15 protein-coding genes and 3 pseudogenes are annotated in these 16,280 nt (G+C 68.6%); 17 read left to right on the top strand and 1 reads right to left on the bottom strand.

All coding sequences use genetic code 11. The features are described from left to right. Positions 1–30 precede the first annotated feature (30 nt). On the top strand, positions 31–528 hold the full coding sequence (locus BJF80_RS05500; protein ID WP_075812025.1) for a GNAT family N-acetyltransferase: 498 nt from the start codon (positions 31–33) through the stop codon (positions 526–528). On the opposite strand, the gene BJF80_RS05495 is transcribed toward BJF80_RS05500, so the two are convergent. Next, positions 529–1,422 carry a hypothetical protein gene (locus BJF80_RS05495; protein ID WP_075812023.1) on the bottom strand — a complete coding sequence of 298 codons (894 nt, stop codon included), beginning with the start codon at positions 1,420–1,422 and terminating at the stop codon, positions 529–531. Positions 1,423–1,621: 199 nt separating this feature from the next. On the opposite strand from BJF80_RS05495, the gene BJF80_RS21500 reads away from it, so the two are divergent. The 16 genes and pseudogenes from BJF80_RS21500 (at position 1,622) to BJF80_RS21060 (ending at position 16,277) form a co-directional block, all read left to right on the top strand. After that, the gene (locus tag BJF80_RS21500) at positions 1,622–1,939 is read left to right on the top strand and encodes an ApeA N-terminal domain 1-containing protein (protein WP_158068481.1); all 318 of its coding nucleotides are present in this window, start codon (positions 1,622–1,624) and stop codon (positions 1,937–1,939) included. Next, positions 1,891–3,099, top strand: a complete 1,209-nt coding sequence (locus BJF80_RS05490) for an ApeA N-terminal domain 1-containing protein (protein WP_083673468.1) — start codon at positions 1,891–1,893, stop codon at positions 3,097–3,099. Before BJF80_RS21500 ends, BJF80_RS05490 begins: the two co-directional genes overlap by 49 nt. A 169-nt stretch (positions 3,100–3,268) precedes the next feature. After that, positions 3,269–3,997, top strand: coding sequence for a class I SAM-dependent methyltransferase (locus BJF80_RS05485; protein ID WP_158068480.1), 729 nt, complete (start codon positions 3,269–3,271; stop codon positions 3,995–3,997). Between the two features lie 176 nt (positions 3,998–4,173). Continuing rightward, positions 4,174–5,696: pseudogene (istA, locus tag BJF80_RS05480) on the top strand (IS21 family transposase). A gap of 68 nt (positions 5,697–5,764) precedes the next feature. Next, a pseudogene (gene istB / locus BJF80_RS21495) lies at positions 5,765–6,471 on the top strand (IS21-like element helper ATPase IstB). Between the two features lie 331 nt (positions 6,472–6,802). Next, positions 6,803–7,534, top strand: coding sequence for a TnsA-like heteromeric transposase endonuclease subunit (locus BJF80_RS05470; protein WP_158068479.1), 732 nt, complete (start codon positions 6,803–6,805; stop codon positions 7,532–7,534). Beyond that, positions 7,531–8,781 (top strand): TnsB C-terminal domain-containing protein, encoded by a 1,251-nt coding sequence (locus BJF80_RS05465; RefSeq protein WP_075812017.1) that lies wholly within the window; start codon positions 7,531–7,533, stop codon positions 8,779–8,781. Before BJF80_RS05470 ends, BJF80_RS05465 begins: the two co-directional genes overlap by 4 nt. After that, a complete protein-coding gene (locus BJF80_RS05460; protein ID WP_237767437.1) occupies positions 8,774–9,778 on the top strand; it encodes a tyrosine-type recombinase/integrase in 1,005 nt (334 codons plus the stop codon). Before BJF80_RS05465 ends, BJF80_RS05460 begins: the two co-directional genes overlap by 8 nt. Continuing rightward, complete coding sequence (locus BJF80_RS05455; protein ID WP_083673467.1) at positions 9,741–11,696, top strand: site-specific integrase; 1,956 nt, start codon at positions 9,741–9,743, stop codon at positions 11,694–11,696. Before BJF80_RS05460 ends, BJF80_RS05455 begins: the two co-directional genes overlap by 38 nt. Further along, positions 11,693–11,983, top strand: coding sequence for a DUF6262 family protein (locus BJF80_RS05450; RefSeq protein WP_075812013.1), 291 nt, complete (start codon positions 11,693–11,695; stop codon positions 11,981–11,983). Before BJF80_RS05455 ends, BJF80_RS05450 begins: the two co-directional genes overlap by 4 nt. A 48-nt stretch (positions 11,984–12,031) precedes the next feature. Further along, positions 12,032–12,256, top strand: a pseudogene (locus tag BJF80_RS05445) (integrase core domain-containing protein); the annotation flags it as partial. A 214-nt stretch (positions 12,257–12,470) separates the two neighbouring features. Beyond that, positions 12,471–12,707 (top strand): heavy-metal-associated domain-containing protein, encoded by a 237-nt coding sequence (locus tag BJF80_RS05440; RefSeq protein WP_414899278.1) that lies wholly within the window; start codon positions 12,471–12,473, stop codon positions 12,705–12,707. 118 nt (positions 12,708–12,825) lie between these two features. Next, positions 12,826–14,793: a heavy metal translocating P-type ATPase gene (locus tag BJF80_RS05435; RefSeq protein ID WP_075812009.1), complete on the top strand. Its 1,968-nt coding sequence runs from the start codon at positions 12,826–12,828 to the stop codon at positions 14,791–14,793. A gap of 97 nt (positions 14,794–14,890) precedes the next feature. Beyond that, the gene (locus BJF80_RS05430; protein WP_075812007.1) at positions 14,891–15,316 is read left to right on the top strand and encodes a cupin domain-containing protein; all 426 of its coding nucleotides are present in this window, start codon (positions 14,891–14,893) and stop codon (positions 15,314–15,316) included. A gap of 56 nt (positions 15,317–15,372) precedes the next feature. Further along, positions 15,373–16,227 (top strand): NADP-dependent oxidoreductase, encoded by an 855-nt coding sequence (locus BJF80_RS05425; RefSeq protein WP_321166342.1) that lies wholly within the window; start codon positions 15,373–15,375, stop codon positions 16,225–16,227. After that, positions 16,203–16,277: a hypothetical protein gene (locus BJF80_RS21060; RefSeq protein WP_321166347.1), complete on the top strand. Its 75-nt coding sequence runs from the start codon at positions 16,203–16,205 to the stop codon at positions 16,275–16,277. The genes BJF80_RS05425 and BJF80_RS21060 overlap by 25 nt, the downstream gene beginning before the upstream one ends. Positions 16,278–16,280: the final 3 nt, after the last annotated feature.

Raw genomic sequence — 16,280 nt, 5'->3', positions numbered from 1 at the left:
ACGTCATCGACCATTGGAACGGACCCCCCCATGCCTTCTGACCTGCTCAGCATCACCTTCCCTGCCGCCGGCGAGCCACCCTCCACGGACCCCGCCGGGCACCTCACCCCTCTCGATCAGTCCCAGCGTGAGGATCTGTCTCGGCTCTACCTGGCCAGCTACCCGCCCCAGGTGGGAGCCGCGGATCTGGACGACGCCCGACGCGAGATCGATGAGACCTTCACCGGCCAGTTCGGAACTCTGCGGTTTGATGCGAGCTGGCTCGCGCACGCTTGCGGCAGGCCGGCGGGCGCGATCCTGGTCGTCGAGCGTTCCATCTGGGACGACCACCTCGACGGGCCCTTCGTCATCGACCTGTTCGTGCATCCCGAAGCGCGGGGGCTTGGCCTGGGCCGGTCGCTGGGGCTGGCCGCGATGAAGTCCTGCTCGAGCGCTGGCGACCGGCAGCTGTCGCTGCGGGTCGGGGACGGCACTTCCGCGACCGCGCACGGCCTGTACGGCCGTCTCGGCTTCGTGGAACTCACCTAACTAGCGGAAGTCGTCCGGTGACCTGAACGTGGAGATGTCCGAGCTCGGCACGCACGGCTCCGCCAATCGACTGGCGAGGTCCTCTTCAGACAACCGCCGGGAAGGTGGCGGCACGTAGTCCGGGCTGTGCCAACCGCAGCGCATGCAGGCGCCTGACACTACGTGGTACGAGCCGCAGCTCTCGCATCGGATTTTGGTGCCGGCCGTGACGCGTAGACGCAAGGCGGTGACTATCGACAGGAAGTGGCTCACCGCCGCGACACCGATGTGCGCGTCGTAGGCGATCGCGTTCTTGGCGTGGGTGAGCCAGTTGACGTAGTCCCAGGTCTCCCGGGTCAGCTTGTTGGCATAGGAGCGCAGCTGCTTGTTTGAGGCCCCGTGGGCCAGGTGCGCGATCAGTAGGTTCGTCCAGCCCACGACGTCAGCTGCCTTGGGGGCGACATCGCCTTCCGGTAGCAGCGCCTCGTCGGCTACTTCGCCAGCGTAGGTGACCATCGCCTCGCGCAGTCGCACTCCGACTGCCTGAAAGTCCTCGGCCTCGCGGCCGCCGTCGAGGGACTCGACCGCCTGCTCCCACAGGCGCCACGCTTGCGGAAGTAGTCCCGCGGCGTCCTCAGTGATTGGGACTTCCTCTCGACTGGCGATGCGCACCATAAGCCCGACGTGGAAGGTCAAGGCGACGTCGCGGCTCTTGAAGTCCTCCTGCGAGTAGCAGTTGAGCGAGTTGTTGATCGCCCACCACCGGCTGTCCTTGCAGTGCACGTCCCAGATGTCGTGCAGCACTGAGCCGACCCGCTCGACCGCCACCTTCTCCAGGTGCACCACCGGGTCGTCACCCAGCTGAGCCGCGAAGTAGTCCAGGACCTGTTGCCGCTCGACCTTGGAGGCCTTCATCGCTCTGCCCGCTTCCCCTTGGTCACGCGGCCATTCTGACCCGGCGCTGGCGCACGTCGATGCTTCGGGTTCGCCGCCAAGCGATGCACCTCGGCGTCGGGTCGGCGAGTCGCGTCGAGCCAGTCTTCATCGGAGCTTCGCTCCACCGGAGATAATCGGCTCCACATCGCCCCACTGACGAGCGCGTGAAGGACCGAGTATGGACAAGCCTCTACTGAGCGAGCTGCGCACATGGCGGGGCTACTGGTGGCCACCTGGCGAGGAGGATAAGGCGATGCCGGGGACGCTGACCTACCGTCCCGACGAGGGACTGGTGCTCGACCTTATCGGCGGGTGGGACACCGAGATCAGGCAAGAAGTGAGGCCAGGGGTCTTCGCCGTTATGGAGGGCAGTCGCCGATGGCCTGTCTTGCACGGGCTGGCGGAGAACCGGGAAATCACGATTCTGGACTGCCTGGCACCCACACCATGTCTCGCAACTTCGGGCCGCCGGAAGAACAGACGATCCATGTCCTGACCGCCCTGGCCGGCGTCCACCTGGATACCTCCGATCAAGCGATCTTCACCGAGTGCCATGTCGCCGTGGAGGACCTCACCATGTGGTCGCAGTCTTCGGTCCTCAGCGGGTCCGTCGGCATCGAAGAGGGGCGGCCCAACGGGACCGGCAGTCTCGTCGCTGAGCCGGTGCAAGACCCGTCGGTCATCGTGAACGGGGTGGTGACCTCACTTGCGCATGAGCACACTCTGCCGTACTTCGAGCACACGCGAGACGGCACCCTGGGCAGGATGCGGGAGACCCGGTTCGTCCGCTTCCAGCCGCCCGAACCATGGTCGCTGGACACCGCCCAGGAGCACGCGAAGATGGTGCAGGATCTGCTGTCCCTCGCCCTGCATAGGCCGTGCGGGTTCCTGTGGATGCGACTCAGAATGCCGCCTGAGGAGCGCGACTATCCCGAGGGCTACCCGATCCGAGATCGGGAGATCGACCTCTACGCGCAGCACACCGTTTCCGCCGAGCCGTCCGCGAAGGCAGTGAAACATCACCGGGCCCTCTTCACCTGCGAGCACCTGCCGTTCGAAGAAGTTTGGCCCCGGTGGTGCGAGGTCCGCGAACGATGCCTCCGGGCCTCCAACATGATTCTCGGTCTGCGGTACGCACCCGCACGATTCATCGAAGGACGGCTTCTCACAGCGACCGGCGCGGCTGAGGTCCTGCATCGCGCCTTGAGGCAGGTCCAACCTCCCGTCCCTGCGGACGAGTTCTCAGCGATGCGTAAGGCTTTGCTGGAGCACACCCCCGATCAGCACCGAGCATGGGTCCAGGAGAAACTGCGCAACGAGGTGACGTTGAAGGAGCGGCTACGTGATTTGGCGGGGTTGCCGGACTCCGAGGCGATGGAGCGTCTTGTGCCCGACGTGGAGCGATGGGCGACCGTCACGACCCAAGCACGTAACGATCTGACTCACGAGGGGTACACGCGCCGTCAGAGCATTGATGAGGTGATCGCAGCCGTGAAGGTCACCAGCGCCGTAGTGGTGATGAACCTCCTTCAAGAGCTCGGCGTGCCGAGCGAGCGGCAGCAAGAGATCATCAGCGAACATCCCGAACTCCGCCAGACGGCGAAGCAGGCCAGCGACGACCTCGCCTCGAAGACAGCAGACGGAGAACCGACCTGACACGGCGGAGCCTTGGGAGACGACGGCTGCCTCGTCGGTTGACGAGGGATGCCGCAACAAGCGATCCAATCTGCCGCATCTGCGAAGAATCGAGTGAGTGCGTAATGCGGTTGCCCCGCGCAGGGGTGCTTTGCACACTGGCACCCCTGAACTCACGAGAAGGAGCCGCGTGACCTACGACGATCCACGCCTGGCAGTGGTGTACGACATCGACAATCCCGACGGCCCCGACCATAACTTCTTCCGACGGTTCGCAGACCACCTCGGCGCCAAGCGCATCGTCGATCTTGGTTACGGCACCGGCTTGCTCACCGTGACCTTGACCGCACCGGGTCGGACCGTAACGGGTATCGATCCCGCGGCAGCGATGCTCGATCGCGCGACCGCCCGGCCTGGGGGCGAGGCTGTGAACTGGGTGCTCGGCACGGGTGAGCAGATCGCGCCTCAATCGGCCGACCTAGTCCTCATGAGCGGGAATGTTGCCATGCACATCCTCGGCGACGACTGGCATACCACGCTGGCCGCGATCGCACGCGGACTGAGGCCCGGCGGCCGTCTGGTGTTCGAGTCACGTAATCCTCAGGCGCGCGCCTGGGAGACCTGGAATGAGCCAGTCGCGGAGCGAGACACACCCATAGGGTTGCTCCGGGAGTCCCTCACCACGGAACCACCGGTAGAGAATGGCATTGTCGTCATGCACTGTCACAACGAGTTCGTCGACACCGGCCACATTGCCGACGTTGAGCAAACACTCCAGTTCCGAACCCGGCAGCAGATTGTGGACGACCTGCTCGCCGCCGGTCTCGTAGCCCTCAACGTGTGGCGCGACTGGGCGCAGACGCCGTTCGTTGGCACCCAAGCAGAACAACTGATGGTGTTCGAGGCAGCCCCCGCCTGACTCAGCGCGGCAGGTGTCCATGGCCGTGGCAAAGTCCCCACTGGTGGCCACGTGAGGTCCCCGCTGGTGGCCAAGTAACAGTCCCCACCCTCTGCTCGTGTCGTCCATGAGCTGAGCCCCTGGACGGTGAACGGTGGCGGTGTCTAGCCAGTCACCGCACCGCCCAGGGAGCTCCATTGAAGAACATGAGGGAAGAGTTGGACATCATCACCGCCTACCAGAAGGTGGGCACCTACCGCGGGGCCGCCGACATCTGCGGCACCACGCACAAGACCGTCAAGCGGGTCGTGGAACGTCACACCGCCGGTCAGGGCCGCCCGGTCAGGGCGCCGCGGCCGGCGAACTACGAGGCCGTGCGCGCGCTCGTGGCCGGGGACGTGAAAGACACCCGGGGCCGGATCAGTGCCAAGCGGCTGCTGCCTAGGGCCCGCGCGGCGGGGTTCACGGGCTCGGCGCGCAACTTCCGCCGCCTCGTCGCCCAGGAGAAGACGCGGTACCGCAGCGAGCACGGACGCCGGCACCGGCCGGCGTCGTGGTCCCCGGGTGAGCACCTGGTCATCGACTGGGGCGTGATCGCCGGCGTGCACGTCTTCGCCGCGGTGCTGGCCTGGTCGCGGTTCCGGTTCGTCCGCCTCGCCGCCGACGAGAAGGCGGCCACGACGATGGCCATGCTGGCCGAGTGCTTCGAGGTCCTCGGCGGCACACCAAGAGTGGTGCTCGCCGACCGGATGGGCTGCCTGAAGGGTGGCGTGGTCGCCAACCGGGTCGTCCCCACGGCTGAGTACGTCCGCTTCGCCACGCACTACCGGTTCCGGCCCGACTTCTGCGAGGCGGCCGACCCGGAGTCCAAGGGCATCGTGGAGAACCTGGTCCGGTACGGCAAGGACGACCTGGCCCTGCCGCTGCTGCTCGAGCACGCCGCGCCGGTGGCCTGGCCGCCGGCGCCGCGCGGGTCCTGGCCGACCTCGGTGCCGCGAACGAGCGGGCAGCGGCATGGTGCCAGGAGGTCAACGCCGCGGTCCATTCCGAGACCTGCGCGGTCCCGTCCGACCGGTTGGCCACCGAGGTCGACCTGCTCACCGAGCTGCCCTCGCTGCGCCCGGTCATCGGCCCGGCGCCGGTCACCCGCAAGGTCGACAAGCTGTCCACGATCCGCCTCAGCTCGGCCCGGTACTCGGTTCCGACCGCGCTGATCGGCACCCAGGTGGGCGTGCTCGTCGATGGCACCCGGGTGCTCGTCCTGGACCCCGGCACCGGTGAGGTCCACGCCGAGCACCCCCTCGTGGCGCCCGGTGATGCCTCGGTCCTGGACGAGCACTACGGCGGTGCCCGCCCCGCGGCACCGGTGCGGGCGATCCGCCCGCGGTCCGCGGCGGAGAAAGAGTTCTGCGCGCTCGGTGAGGCCGCGCAGGCGTTCATCGCCGGTGCCGCCGGGGCCGGGCACACCCGCCTGGGTCCCGAGCTGGCCGAGCTCAACACCCTGACCGCCGCCCACGGCGAGGCCACGATGGTCGCCGCGCTCGAGCGAGCGACCGCGTTCGGGCGGTGGAAAGCGGCCGACGTCCGCTCGATCCTGGCCGCCGGCACCGGGCTCCCGACCCCGCGCCCGGCCGGGGACGCTCTCGTCCTCGACCTGCCCACGACTGCGGGACGGTCGCTGGCCGAGTACGCCCCGGCACCGAAGGCGGTGTCCTCGTGAGCGCCTCGACCGTGCCGGTGCTGGATGCGGACCTGACCGCGGGGCTGCGCCGGCTCAAGCTGGCCGCGATGCGACAGCTCGCCCCCGAGCTGCTCGTCACGGCCAAGACCCAACGGTGGTCGCCCGAGGAAGTGCTACGGGCACTGGTCGAGGCCGAGATCGCCGCCCGGGACGCCTCCAACGAGCGAGCACGCCTCAAGGCCGCGGCGTTCCCGGTGCTCAAGACGATCGAGGACTTCGACCTGGCCGCCTCCTCGATCCCGGCCCCGACCTGGGCGTACCTGACGTCCCTGGAGTGGGTCCGGGCCAGGGAGAACGTCGCGCTCATCGGGCCCGCCGGCACAGGGAAGTCGCACACCCTCATCGCCCTGGGTCACGCCGCCGTCCTCGCCGGCACCGGGTGCGGTACCTGACCGCGGCCGACCTGGTCGAGACGCTCTACCGCGCCCTGGCCGACAACACCGTCGGCAAGACCATCGAGACCCTGCTGCGCAACGACGTCGTCCTCGTCGACGAGATCGGCTTCGCGCCCCTGGACGACACCGGCGCCCAGCTGCTGTTCCGGTTCGTCGCCGCCGCCTACGAACGCCGATCCCTCGGCATCGCCTCCCACCACTCCTTCGAGGACTGGGGACGGTTCCTGCCCGAGCACACCACCGCAGTGTCCATGCTCGACCGCCTCCTGCACCACGCCACCACCGTGCTCACCAACGGCCAGTCCTACCGCATGCGCCAAGCACACGCACGCCGAGGAGGTGAGCTGCCCACCCCCTGATCAACCCGCAGAGGGTGGGGACTTCCACCTGGCCAAAACCGGGGACTTCCAACTGGCCGTTGACAGCAGGGAGCACGGGTGTCCTCACGACCCGCGCGGCAAGCCTCCGAATCTGGCGCCAAGCTGAGGATTCCGAACAAGTTGGTGAGACGGCGCCTCGCCCCAACAACTTGTCACGCCGCAGGTCAGCGACCCGCTGGCCCGACAGATCGGCCGCGAACCTACACTAGTTCTGTAGGTTCTCAGCCAAGTTGGCCATTTCTCACTTTGTTGTCAGTCGCGTGTCAGATTTCTCGCCCATCTGTCAGGCGGGCACGATGGCAGTGTGCGCGTGCGCGAGGTCGCCTTGCGGTACTGCAACGGCGCCGGTGACGAGGTCACGACGACGTGGCGGGAGGCGCGCGCCGAGCTGATCGTCGAGGGTCTTCCGGTCCGCATCCCGCCGTCCTACCGGGGACAGGGCAACTACCCGGGGCTGTTCTGGTCGGCAACGAACCAGAGGACCCTGGTCTACGAGAGTCTGCTCGAGCTGGACCGGCTGTGGTTGGCGGACTTCGACCTGACCGTCGTGGCCCTCGCGACCCAACCGTTCCAGATCACCGGCAGCGGCACCGGCCCCCAGCCTTCGCACGTGCCAGATGTCCTCCTGGTCCATGTCGACCGGACGGTCACCTTGGTCGACGTGAAACCGGCAGAGTTCCTGGACAAGTCCGCGGTGCGGGCCCAGTTCGACTGGACACGCGGGTTGTGTCGGGACAAGGGCTGGGGCTACGAGGTCTTCTCCGGCGGAGATCCAGTCGTGCTGCGCAACATCAAGACCCTGGCTGTCGGCCGTCGCCCCGAGCGACTACCCGCCGTCGTCCTCGACCAGGCACGGGCGGTTCTTGCCCCAGGGGACGTCACCCTGAGTGAGGCCGTCGCCCGCAAGCCGTCGATGTGCGACGACGCCTCATGGCGCGTGGCCGTCCTGGGGTGCCTGTGGCGTGGCGAGGCCTGGGCCAACCTGCAACAACCTCTGGGCGCTGAGACGCTGCTGACCTCCCCAGCGGAGGTGCCGGTGTGAGTACCGACAGCCTGGACGTGTCAATCGGTGCCCGACTCTGGTTCCAGGGAAGCGCCTGGACCGTGGTCGAGCACGACGGCGCCACCGTGCTGCTGCGCTCTGGCGACAGTCTCAGGAAGGTCCACGCACCGTCACTCGTCGGCCTCGCGCAGCCACTGGATGACCAGGTCGACGAGGGTCAGTCACAGACGGAACTCGATGCTGTCGTTCTCTCCGCCCTGAGTGCCGCCCAGCGCCGGGCGGTCGAGGCCGAGGCGCAAGTCTTCGACGACCTCGTTCTCGGGATGATCGAGGTCCCGCTTGAGGAGAGGTACCAACGGGCGGGTGAGCAGCTGAGGATCTCTGCGCGTACAGCACGGCGGCGGGCCGCCCGCTACGCGGACCGAGGCCTTGTCGGTCTGGTTGACGCACGCCTGCTCCAGACTTCCCGTCGATCGGTCGCCCAGGAATGGGACCAGGCGTGCCTGCAGGTGCTCGATTCGTTCAAGGATCTCTCCAACCCCACGATGAAGTCGGTGCTGCTCAAGACGAACGCGCTCTACCTTCAGGATCACCCTGGGGCAGCAGTTCCATCCCAGGCAGTGGCCTACCGCCGACTTCGAGAGCTCGACAAGGGCCATTACACGTTCGGGGCCGCCAAGCAACGTAGGTCGGTGGCCGAACGGCCGCAGGGCGTGCTGGGCAGGTTGCGGGCTGACCGGCCCGGCCAGTACGTCGTGCTGGACACGACTCGCCTGGACGTGTTCGCGATGGAGCCGGTGACCGGTCGGTGGGTCAACACCGAGCTGACGATCGCGAAGGACCTGTACTCCCGGTGCGTCCTCGGCCTGGCCTTGAGGGCTGTGTCGACCAAGGCGCAGGACGTGGCATCGGTGCTGTTCCAGGTGGTCACCCCGCAGCAGTGGGGACCGGACGTTGAGGGCGAGGTGCCGGCACCGTACGTCGGCGTCCCGGACCAGCTGATCACGATGACCACGGGTGCCCTGCCGGACACGATCGTGGTCGACCACGGCAAGGTCTACCTGTCCGGGCACACCAAGACCGTGTGTCACCGCCTGGGGATCAACATCCAGCCCGCGATCCCGCACAAGCCGACGGACAAGCCCACCATGGAACGATTCTTCCGGACGCTGCGACAGCAACTCCTGGAGCATCTACCCGCCTACAAGGGCCCTGATGTCTACTCACGTGGCAAGGACGTGGAGGCCGGGGCGTTCTACTACTGCGCGGTTCGGGGTGGTGAATGAGTACCTGAGCCACCTGCTGGACCGGAACTACTCGCGCTTGACGGTCCGGGCCTACGGGTATGACCTGCTCGCGTTCTGCCGGTGGCTGGACGCGCGCGGCGTCGTCCTCGAGCAGGTGAGCACCGACGTGCTGCTGGAGTACCTGCGAGCCTGCCGCGAGGCGAGCGTGCCGGGCAGGCCGGGGCCGAACGTGGTGTCGATGAGCGGACAACGCGTGGACCGGTACGCCGCCACGACGATCAACCGCCGGCTGGCGGCGATCTCGGGGTTGTTCGCCTTCGTCGGGCTGCGTTCACCGGAGGCGAAGAACCCTGTCCCCAAGGGGCGCGAGGCACGCTGGACGGTGGCCGGTGAGCGGTCCGGGATGCTGGCGCACACCACCCGACGGCGCCGGCAGCGTTCGGCGCTGAGGCTGCGCGAACCGACCCGGTTACCGACCGCGCTGACCGCCTCGGACGCCGCCACCCTGGTGGGCAGCCTCCGCACCTGGCGCGACCGGGCGATCGCCGGGCTGATGCTGTGGTGCGGGCTGCGCTCGTGCGAGGTCCTGGGCCTAGCGGTCACCGACGTCGACATCGGCGCCCGCTGGGTCACCGTCACCGGCAAGGGCGCCAAGCAGCGACGCGTCCCGTTGGATGCGGACGTCGCCTCGGTGATCGACGTGTACCTGCTGGCCGAGCGCCCGGAGTCGGACTGCGACCGGCTCTTCCTGGTGGCCAAAGGACCCAATCGCGGCCAGGGCCTGACCCCGGCCGGGTTACGCACGATCTTCCGCTACCACCGGGAGCTGACCGGCATCTGCGGCGGCCACCCGCACGCGCTGCGGCACACCTTCGGCACCGTCCTGGCAGGCGCCGGTGTCGACCTGGCGGTGATGCAGGCCCTGCTCGGGCACGCCCACGTCGACACCACCGCCCGCTACGTCCACCTGGCCCCGGCCCACGTGAAAGCCGAGTTCGATGCCGCACGCGAACGCCTACGGAACCAGCACCACTGACCCCGCCGCACGGGGCGGAGATCTGCTGGGCGCCTACCTGGACCGCCTGGCCGCGACCGGCCGCGGAAGCCCACCGTACGAGCGGGCCGCGCGCAGGTTCTTCCAGTCCTGGCCCGACCCGCAGGACTGGGCCGCCCTGCCTCTGGCCGACCGGCTCGCCGCTGACAGCGCCACCCGCCCGGTGATCACGTTCCTGATGCTGCACCGGGGGCTACGGCCAGGCTACGACTACCTGCTGGAACGCAAGTTCTCCTCGATCTGGCGCGAGCTCGTCGGCAGTCCTCTGCAGGATGAGGTCGACCGCTTCCTCACCGCCGCCGAGGAACTCGGCTTCTCCATGCGGGTGCGCCTGTCTACCGGCTCCCAGGTCCCGGCACGGCTGCTGATTCAGACTGGTCGCAGCATCGAGGCGTTGACTGTCGCCGACCTGGAGCAGTTCGCTGCCGCCTGCCAGGAGCGGGCTCGTCGCACCGGGACCAGCCACCGTCACTACCTGTCGGCCATCAGCAACACCCACCGGGTGCTGTACCACCTCGGCATCCTCGGCACCCTGCCTACCTGCGCCGGCCCGGTGCCGCTCCCTGAGCGGCTCGCGCCCGTGACTGCCTCGATCCGGGCCGAGATGATCGCTTACCTGGAACGCAAGAAGGCGACCTGCCAGGTCAAGACCGTCTCGGCGATGGCCACCCGGCTCAAGCACTTCGGCGTCTTCTTGACCACCATCGACCCCACCCTGGCCTCGGTCGGCGACCTGGACCGGCGCCGCCACATCGAACCCTGGCTCGCCTCGCTGACCGAGACGCTCAGCGACAAGGACGGGGCACCGATCAGCATCGGCGACCGGAACCGGCGCGTGCTGGCGGTGGCCACGTTCCTGACCGACATCACCGAGTGGGGCTGGGACGCCGCCCCGGCCCGCAAGGTCATCTTCCGCGACGACATCCCCAAGCTGCCCCAGCTGCTACCGCGGTACCTGCCCGTGGACGCCGACCGCGCCCTGACCCAGGCCCTGACCGACCAGCCCGGCAACGAGCTGGCCGCCCTGGCACTGCGCCTGCAACGCGCCTGCGGGCTGCGCATCGGCGAGCTGCTGGACCTGGAGTTGGACTGCGTGCACCAGATCGAGGGCAACGGCGCCTGGCTCAAGGTCCCGCTGGGCAAAATGGGCACCGAGCGGATGGTCCCCCTCGACATGGAGTCCCTCGACCTGGTCGACAAGATCACCGCGCTCCGCTCCCACGGTCGCCCCATGGCCCATCCGCGCTACCGACGACCGGCCCAGTTCCTGCTCACCCACCACGGGCGCAGGCTGGGCCAGCAAGCTCTGCGCGCCGAGCTCGACCACGCCGCCGAGGCCGCCGGCCTGGGCCACGTCACCTCCCACCAGCTGCGGCACACCTACGCCACCGCACTGGTCAACGCCGGCGTCTCCTTGCAGGCTCTGATGGCGCTGCTGGGCCACGCCAGCGCCGAGATGAGCCTGCGCTACGGGCGCCTGTTCGACTCCACCGTCCGCACCGAATACGAGCGCGCCCTGGAACTGGCCAAGCAGCAGCTCCCAGCACCGGCTCCGCTGACCGAACCCAGCACCTCGGGCCGCACCCAGCTCCCACTGGCCGACATCACCGGCGGTAAGGACTGGCGCGCCACACCGCTGCTGAAGTCGCGCATGGCCGGCGGGTTCTGCCTACGCGCACCGGCCCAGGGTGCCTGCGCCTACGCCAACATCTGCGAGCACTGCCCCTCCTACCGCGCCAACGCCTCTTCACTGCCGATCCTGGCAGCCCAACGCGTCGACGCCCAAGCCCTGGCCCGAGACGCCGAGGAACGAGGATGGATCAGTGAGGCCGAACGGCACCACAAGCTGATCGCGCGCCTCGACGCCCTGATCGCCGACACGGAAGCCAGCACCGGATGACCAACACCCACGTCCTGAACTCCGTCGAACGTGCCTGCGCCGAACTGGCCCGGGACGGCCGCCCCGTCACCTTCACTCAGGTCGCCGCCGTCACCGGGCTCGCCCGCTCCACGCTCTACCGCAACCGGGCCCTGCGCGCGGTCGTCGAGCACCATCAACGCAGCACCGACGGACCCCTGGCCCCGCTCACCGACCAGATCGCCACCCTACGCGCAACCGTGAACGCCCTCGCCGACCGCGTCCGTAGCCACGAAGAACAACTACGCCGACTCCAAAACCTGAACTGACCCCGTTATCCGGCCAACGCCTCCCCACGAGGCCGATTAGCCGGATAAGCGTACGACAACGCCCTGGCCGAGAGCACGATCGGCTCGTTCAAGACCGAGCAGATCAACCGTCACGGTCCGTGGCGGGACGTGAACCACGTCGAGGTCGCCACCTTCGAGTGGGTCGACTTCTTCAACACCCAGCGGCCGCACGAGTCCCTCGAGGACCTCACCCCGGCCGTCGTCGAGCAGATCCACTACGCTCACAGAACCCCCCTCGCCCAGGCTGGGTGAGACACACAACCGAGTCTCCGGACATCCCGGGGCGGCTCATCGCGGGAACCTACACCGCGCGCGGCGGCGCGCCCCACTCTCTTAGACCCAGTGGTGGTGCCGGGTGTTTGCTCCTGCGGCCACTTGATCTGAGTCAAGGAACGCGGGGCGGGTTCTGCGTACCGTGAAGTCAACACCCCGGAAAGGGTTTGAGGACGAGCGGAAGGAAACCATGATGAGCGTGACCACGAGCACCACCAAGACCATCCTGCGGGCCGAGGGCTTTTCCTGCCCCTCCTGCGTGGCCAAGATCGAGAGGCAGGTCGGCCGCATCAAGGGCGTGGAGTCGGTGAAGGTCCATTTCGCCTCGGCCCGGATCGAGGTCGTGCACGACCCGGCCAAGGCCAGCACCGACGACCTGGTCGCCGCGGTCGCCAAGGCCGGCTACACCGCCAAGCCCGCCGCCTTCTAGAGGTCGCCCCGAGCAGCCGGCCCCATCGCGTGATCCCCGGTTCGCCCCTACCTGTGGGTGGGCCCGGATCGCGGGGAGCGGCACACCCCCACCATATGTTCTTCGAGAGGAAAGACGCATGAACAAGGTCCAAGGCTGGCTGTATCGCCGCTGGGCCGTCCCGGTGGTCTCGGGTCTGCTGATCCTGGCCTCGTTCGCATCGAGCCGGATCTGGGAGAACCAGCTGTGGGGCGACATCCTGATGGTCGCTGCCGCGGTCATCGCCGGCACCCCCGTCGTCATCAAGGCCTGGAACGCGCTGACCGCCAAGGTCATCGGCATCGACCTGCTGGTCTCGGTCGCCGCCATCGGCGCGGTCATCATCGGCAACTACTGGGAGGCCGCCGCGGTGACCTTCCTGTTCGCCATCGGCCACGCCCTGGAGGACGCCACCCTGAACAGGACGCGGTCGGCGCTGGCCGAGCTGGTCGCGGTGGCCCCCGACGTGGCGATCGTGCTGCGCGACGGCGAGCAGGTCGAGGTCCCGGCCCACGAGGTCGCCCTGGGCGAGACCGTCCTGGACAAGAACGGCGCCAAGGTCCCGGTCGACGGCAAGGTCACCGGCGGCACCGGCGCGCTCGACGAGGCCTCGATCACCGGAGAGTCCATCCCGGTCGAGAAGATGACAGGCGACCAGGTGTTCGCCGGCACCATCTCCACCGGCGGCTTCCTGCAGGTCAAGGCGACCGGGGTCGGCGCCGACACCACCCTGGCCCGGATCATCCACCGGGTCGAGGAGGCTCAGGACGCCAAGGCGAAGACGCAGAAGTTCATGGACCGCTTCTCCGCCTGGTACACCCCGGCCATCATCGTGCTGGCGGTCGTGCTCGGTCTGGTCACCCAGGACGTGGTCCTGGCCCTGACCCTGCTGGTCATCGCCTGCCCCGGCGCCCTGGTCATCTCGATCCCGGTCTCGATCGTGGCCGGCATCGGCCGCGGCGCCAAGGACGGCATCCTGATCAAGGGCGGCGAGTTCCTGGAGACCTCCGCCAAGATCGATGCCGTCGCGCTGGACAAGACCGGCACCCTCACGCAGGGCCGACCGCGGCTGACCGACGTGATCGCCCTGTACCCCGACCTCGGTCCGGACCACCCGGTCATGGACGAGGACGAGGTGCTGCGCATGGCCGCCCGCGCCGAGGCCGGCTCGGAGCACCCGCTGGCCCGCCCCATCCTGGAGGCCGCCGCCGAGAAGGGCCTGCCGGTGCTGGGCCTGCCCTCCCACACCGAGCCGGTGCCCGGCAAGGGCATCATCGCCTCGCTCGACGGCCACCGGATCGCGGTCGGCAACCTCGCCCTGCTCCAGGCCGAGCAGGTCGAGGGCAGCGAGGACGAGAGCAAGGCCGCCGGGGTCGTGGCCGACCTGGCCGCGAAGGGCCGCACCCCGATGGTGGTCGCCTGCGACGGCCGCGCGATCGGCGTGGTCGCGGTCGCGGACAAGATCCGCGAGAACGCTCCGGAGATGGTGCGCCGGCTGCACGCCAGGGGCGTGAAGAAGGTCGTCATGCTCACCGGTGACATCGAGCCGGTCGCCCGGGCCGTCGGCGGGCAGGTCGGCATCGACGAGGTGCGCGCCGGGCTCCTGCCCGAGGACAAGCTGGAGGCCGTCGACGAGCTCCGCCAGCAGGGCTATACCGTGGCCATGGTCGGCGACGGCGTCAACGACGCCCCGGCCCTGGCCACCGCCGACATCGGCGTGGCCATGGGAGCCGCCGGCACCGGCGTGGCGATCGAGACGGCCGACATCGCCCTGATGAAGGACAACCTGCTCAAGCTGCCCGAGGCGCTCGGCCTGGCCAGGCGGACGGTCAACAACATGCGTCAGAACATCACGATCGCGCTGGTCACCGTCGTCGTGCTGATGCTCGGTGTCCTCTTCGGCGGCGTCACGATGGCCATCGGGATGCTCGTCCACGAGATCTCCGTGCTGGTCGTCATCGTCAACGCGATGCGGCTGCTGCGCCGGCGCGAGGACCGGCCCGCCAGGCAGGACAACGACAGCGGCCTGACCGCCACCGACGAGGCCCGGGTCGTCCAGCCTGCCTGACCCCACCAGTTGCCGCGCGGCGGCCTCCCGACCACCGGTGCGCCGCGCAGCCACCACATACCGACACAACGTCCGCAACGGACACGAAAGGAGCACCATGACTCAGGAGAACTTCTCCCTCGGTCAGAACATCGAGCACTTCACCATCGCCGACACCGCCAAGGAGAGCCCCGACTACCGCAGGGTCCTGTGGACCGGTGAGCACGCCCAGATCGTCATCATGACCATCCCACCGGGTGAGGAGATCGGCACCGAGGTGCACGAGCACGGCGACCAGATCCTGACCTTCATCAGCGGGACCGGGCACGCGGACCTGCAGGGCCACACCCACCCCGTCGAGGCCGGTGACCAGTGCGCCGTCCCGGCCGGAGCGGAGCACAACTTCCGCAACACCGGTGAGGAGCCGCTGGTGCTCTACACCGTCTACGCCCCGCCCGAGCACGCTCCGCAGGCTGCCTTCGCCACCAAGGAGGAGGCCGACCGGGCCCATGAGCAGGGCCACGACGAGCCCTCCGCGCGCTGAGCAGCGTCAACCGCCTTACCTCGAAGATTCGAAGATTCGCAGAATGGAGAGCAGAGTTGTCACGGGCGTACGTGTTCAACCAGTACGGCGGCCCCGAAGGTGAGGAGCTGATCGAGCGCCCTGTTCCCGAACCGGGGCCGGGCGAGATCCTCGTCGAGGTCCGCGCCGCCGGGGTGAACCCGGTGGACTGGAAGATCCGCGAGGGATACCTCGGGCGGGAGGCAGACCTGCCGGTCCCGATGGGCCGCGAGGTCGCCGGCGTGGTCGCCGCGCTCGGACCGGGAGTCGAGGCGTTTGCCGTGGGCGAGGAGGTTCTGGGCCCGGTGGCACCGGGACAGGGCGGGTTCGCAGACCATGCCCTGCTGCGGGCCGAGCAGGCCGTCGCCAAGCCGGACGAGATCTCGTTCGCCGTGGCAGCCACCATCCCGGTGGCGGGGACCACGGCATACGACCTCACCCACGAGATCGAGCTCGAGACCGGCCAGACCATGCTCGTCCTAGGTGCTGGTGGCGGCGTCGGCCACCTGGCCGCCGAGATCGGCCGGGTGCACAAGTTCCGGGTCATCGGGATCGCCTCGCAGGACAAGCGTGACCTCGTGGAGTCGACCGGGGCCACGTTCGTGGCCGCCGGCCACGGGGCACCGGCGGCCGTCCGCGAACTCGCCCCGCAGGGCGTCGACCTGGTCGTCGACCTCGTCGGGGGTCAGGCGCTGCGGGATGTCGCTCCGCTGGCCACGACACCGGACCGGATCGTCTCAGCCGCCGACCCCCGGACCGTGACCGAGCTGGGCGGGACGGGCCGCTCGCGTGACCCAGAGGCGTTCGAGAAGATCACCTCGGTGATCGGATACGAGGTGATTACCCGCGGATCAGCGGAGAGTACCCGTTGGACCAGGCCCGCCAGGCGCTAGCCGTCGTCGAGACGGGCCACGCTGTGGGCAAGACCGTCATCGTGCCCTGACCC

It is taken from the genome of Serinicoccus sp. CUA-874, assembly GCF_001942225.1.
GTDB classification, from domain to species: domain Bacteria; phylum Actinomycetota; class Actinomycetes; order Actinomycetales; family Dermatophilaceae; genus Ornithinicoccus; species Ornithinicoccus marinus.
The sequence above is the reverse complement of the archived record's forward strand: the minus strand, read 5'-3'. Positions and strand labels throughout refer to the sequence as shown.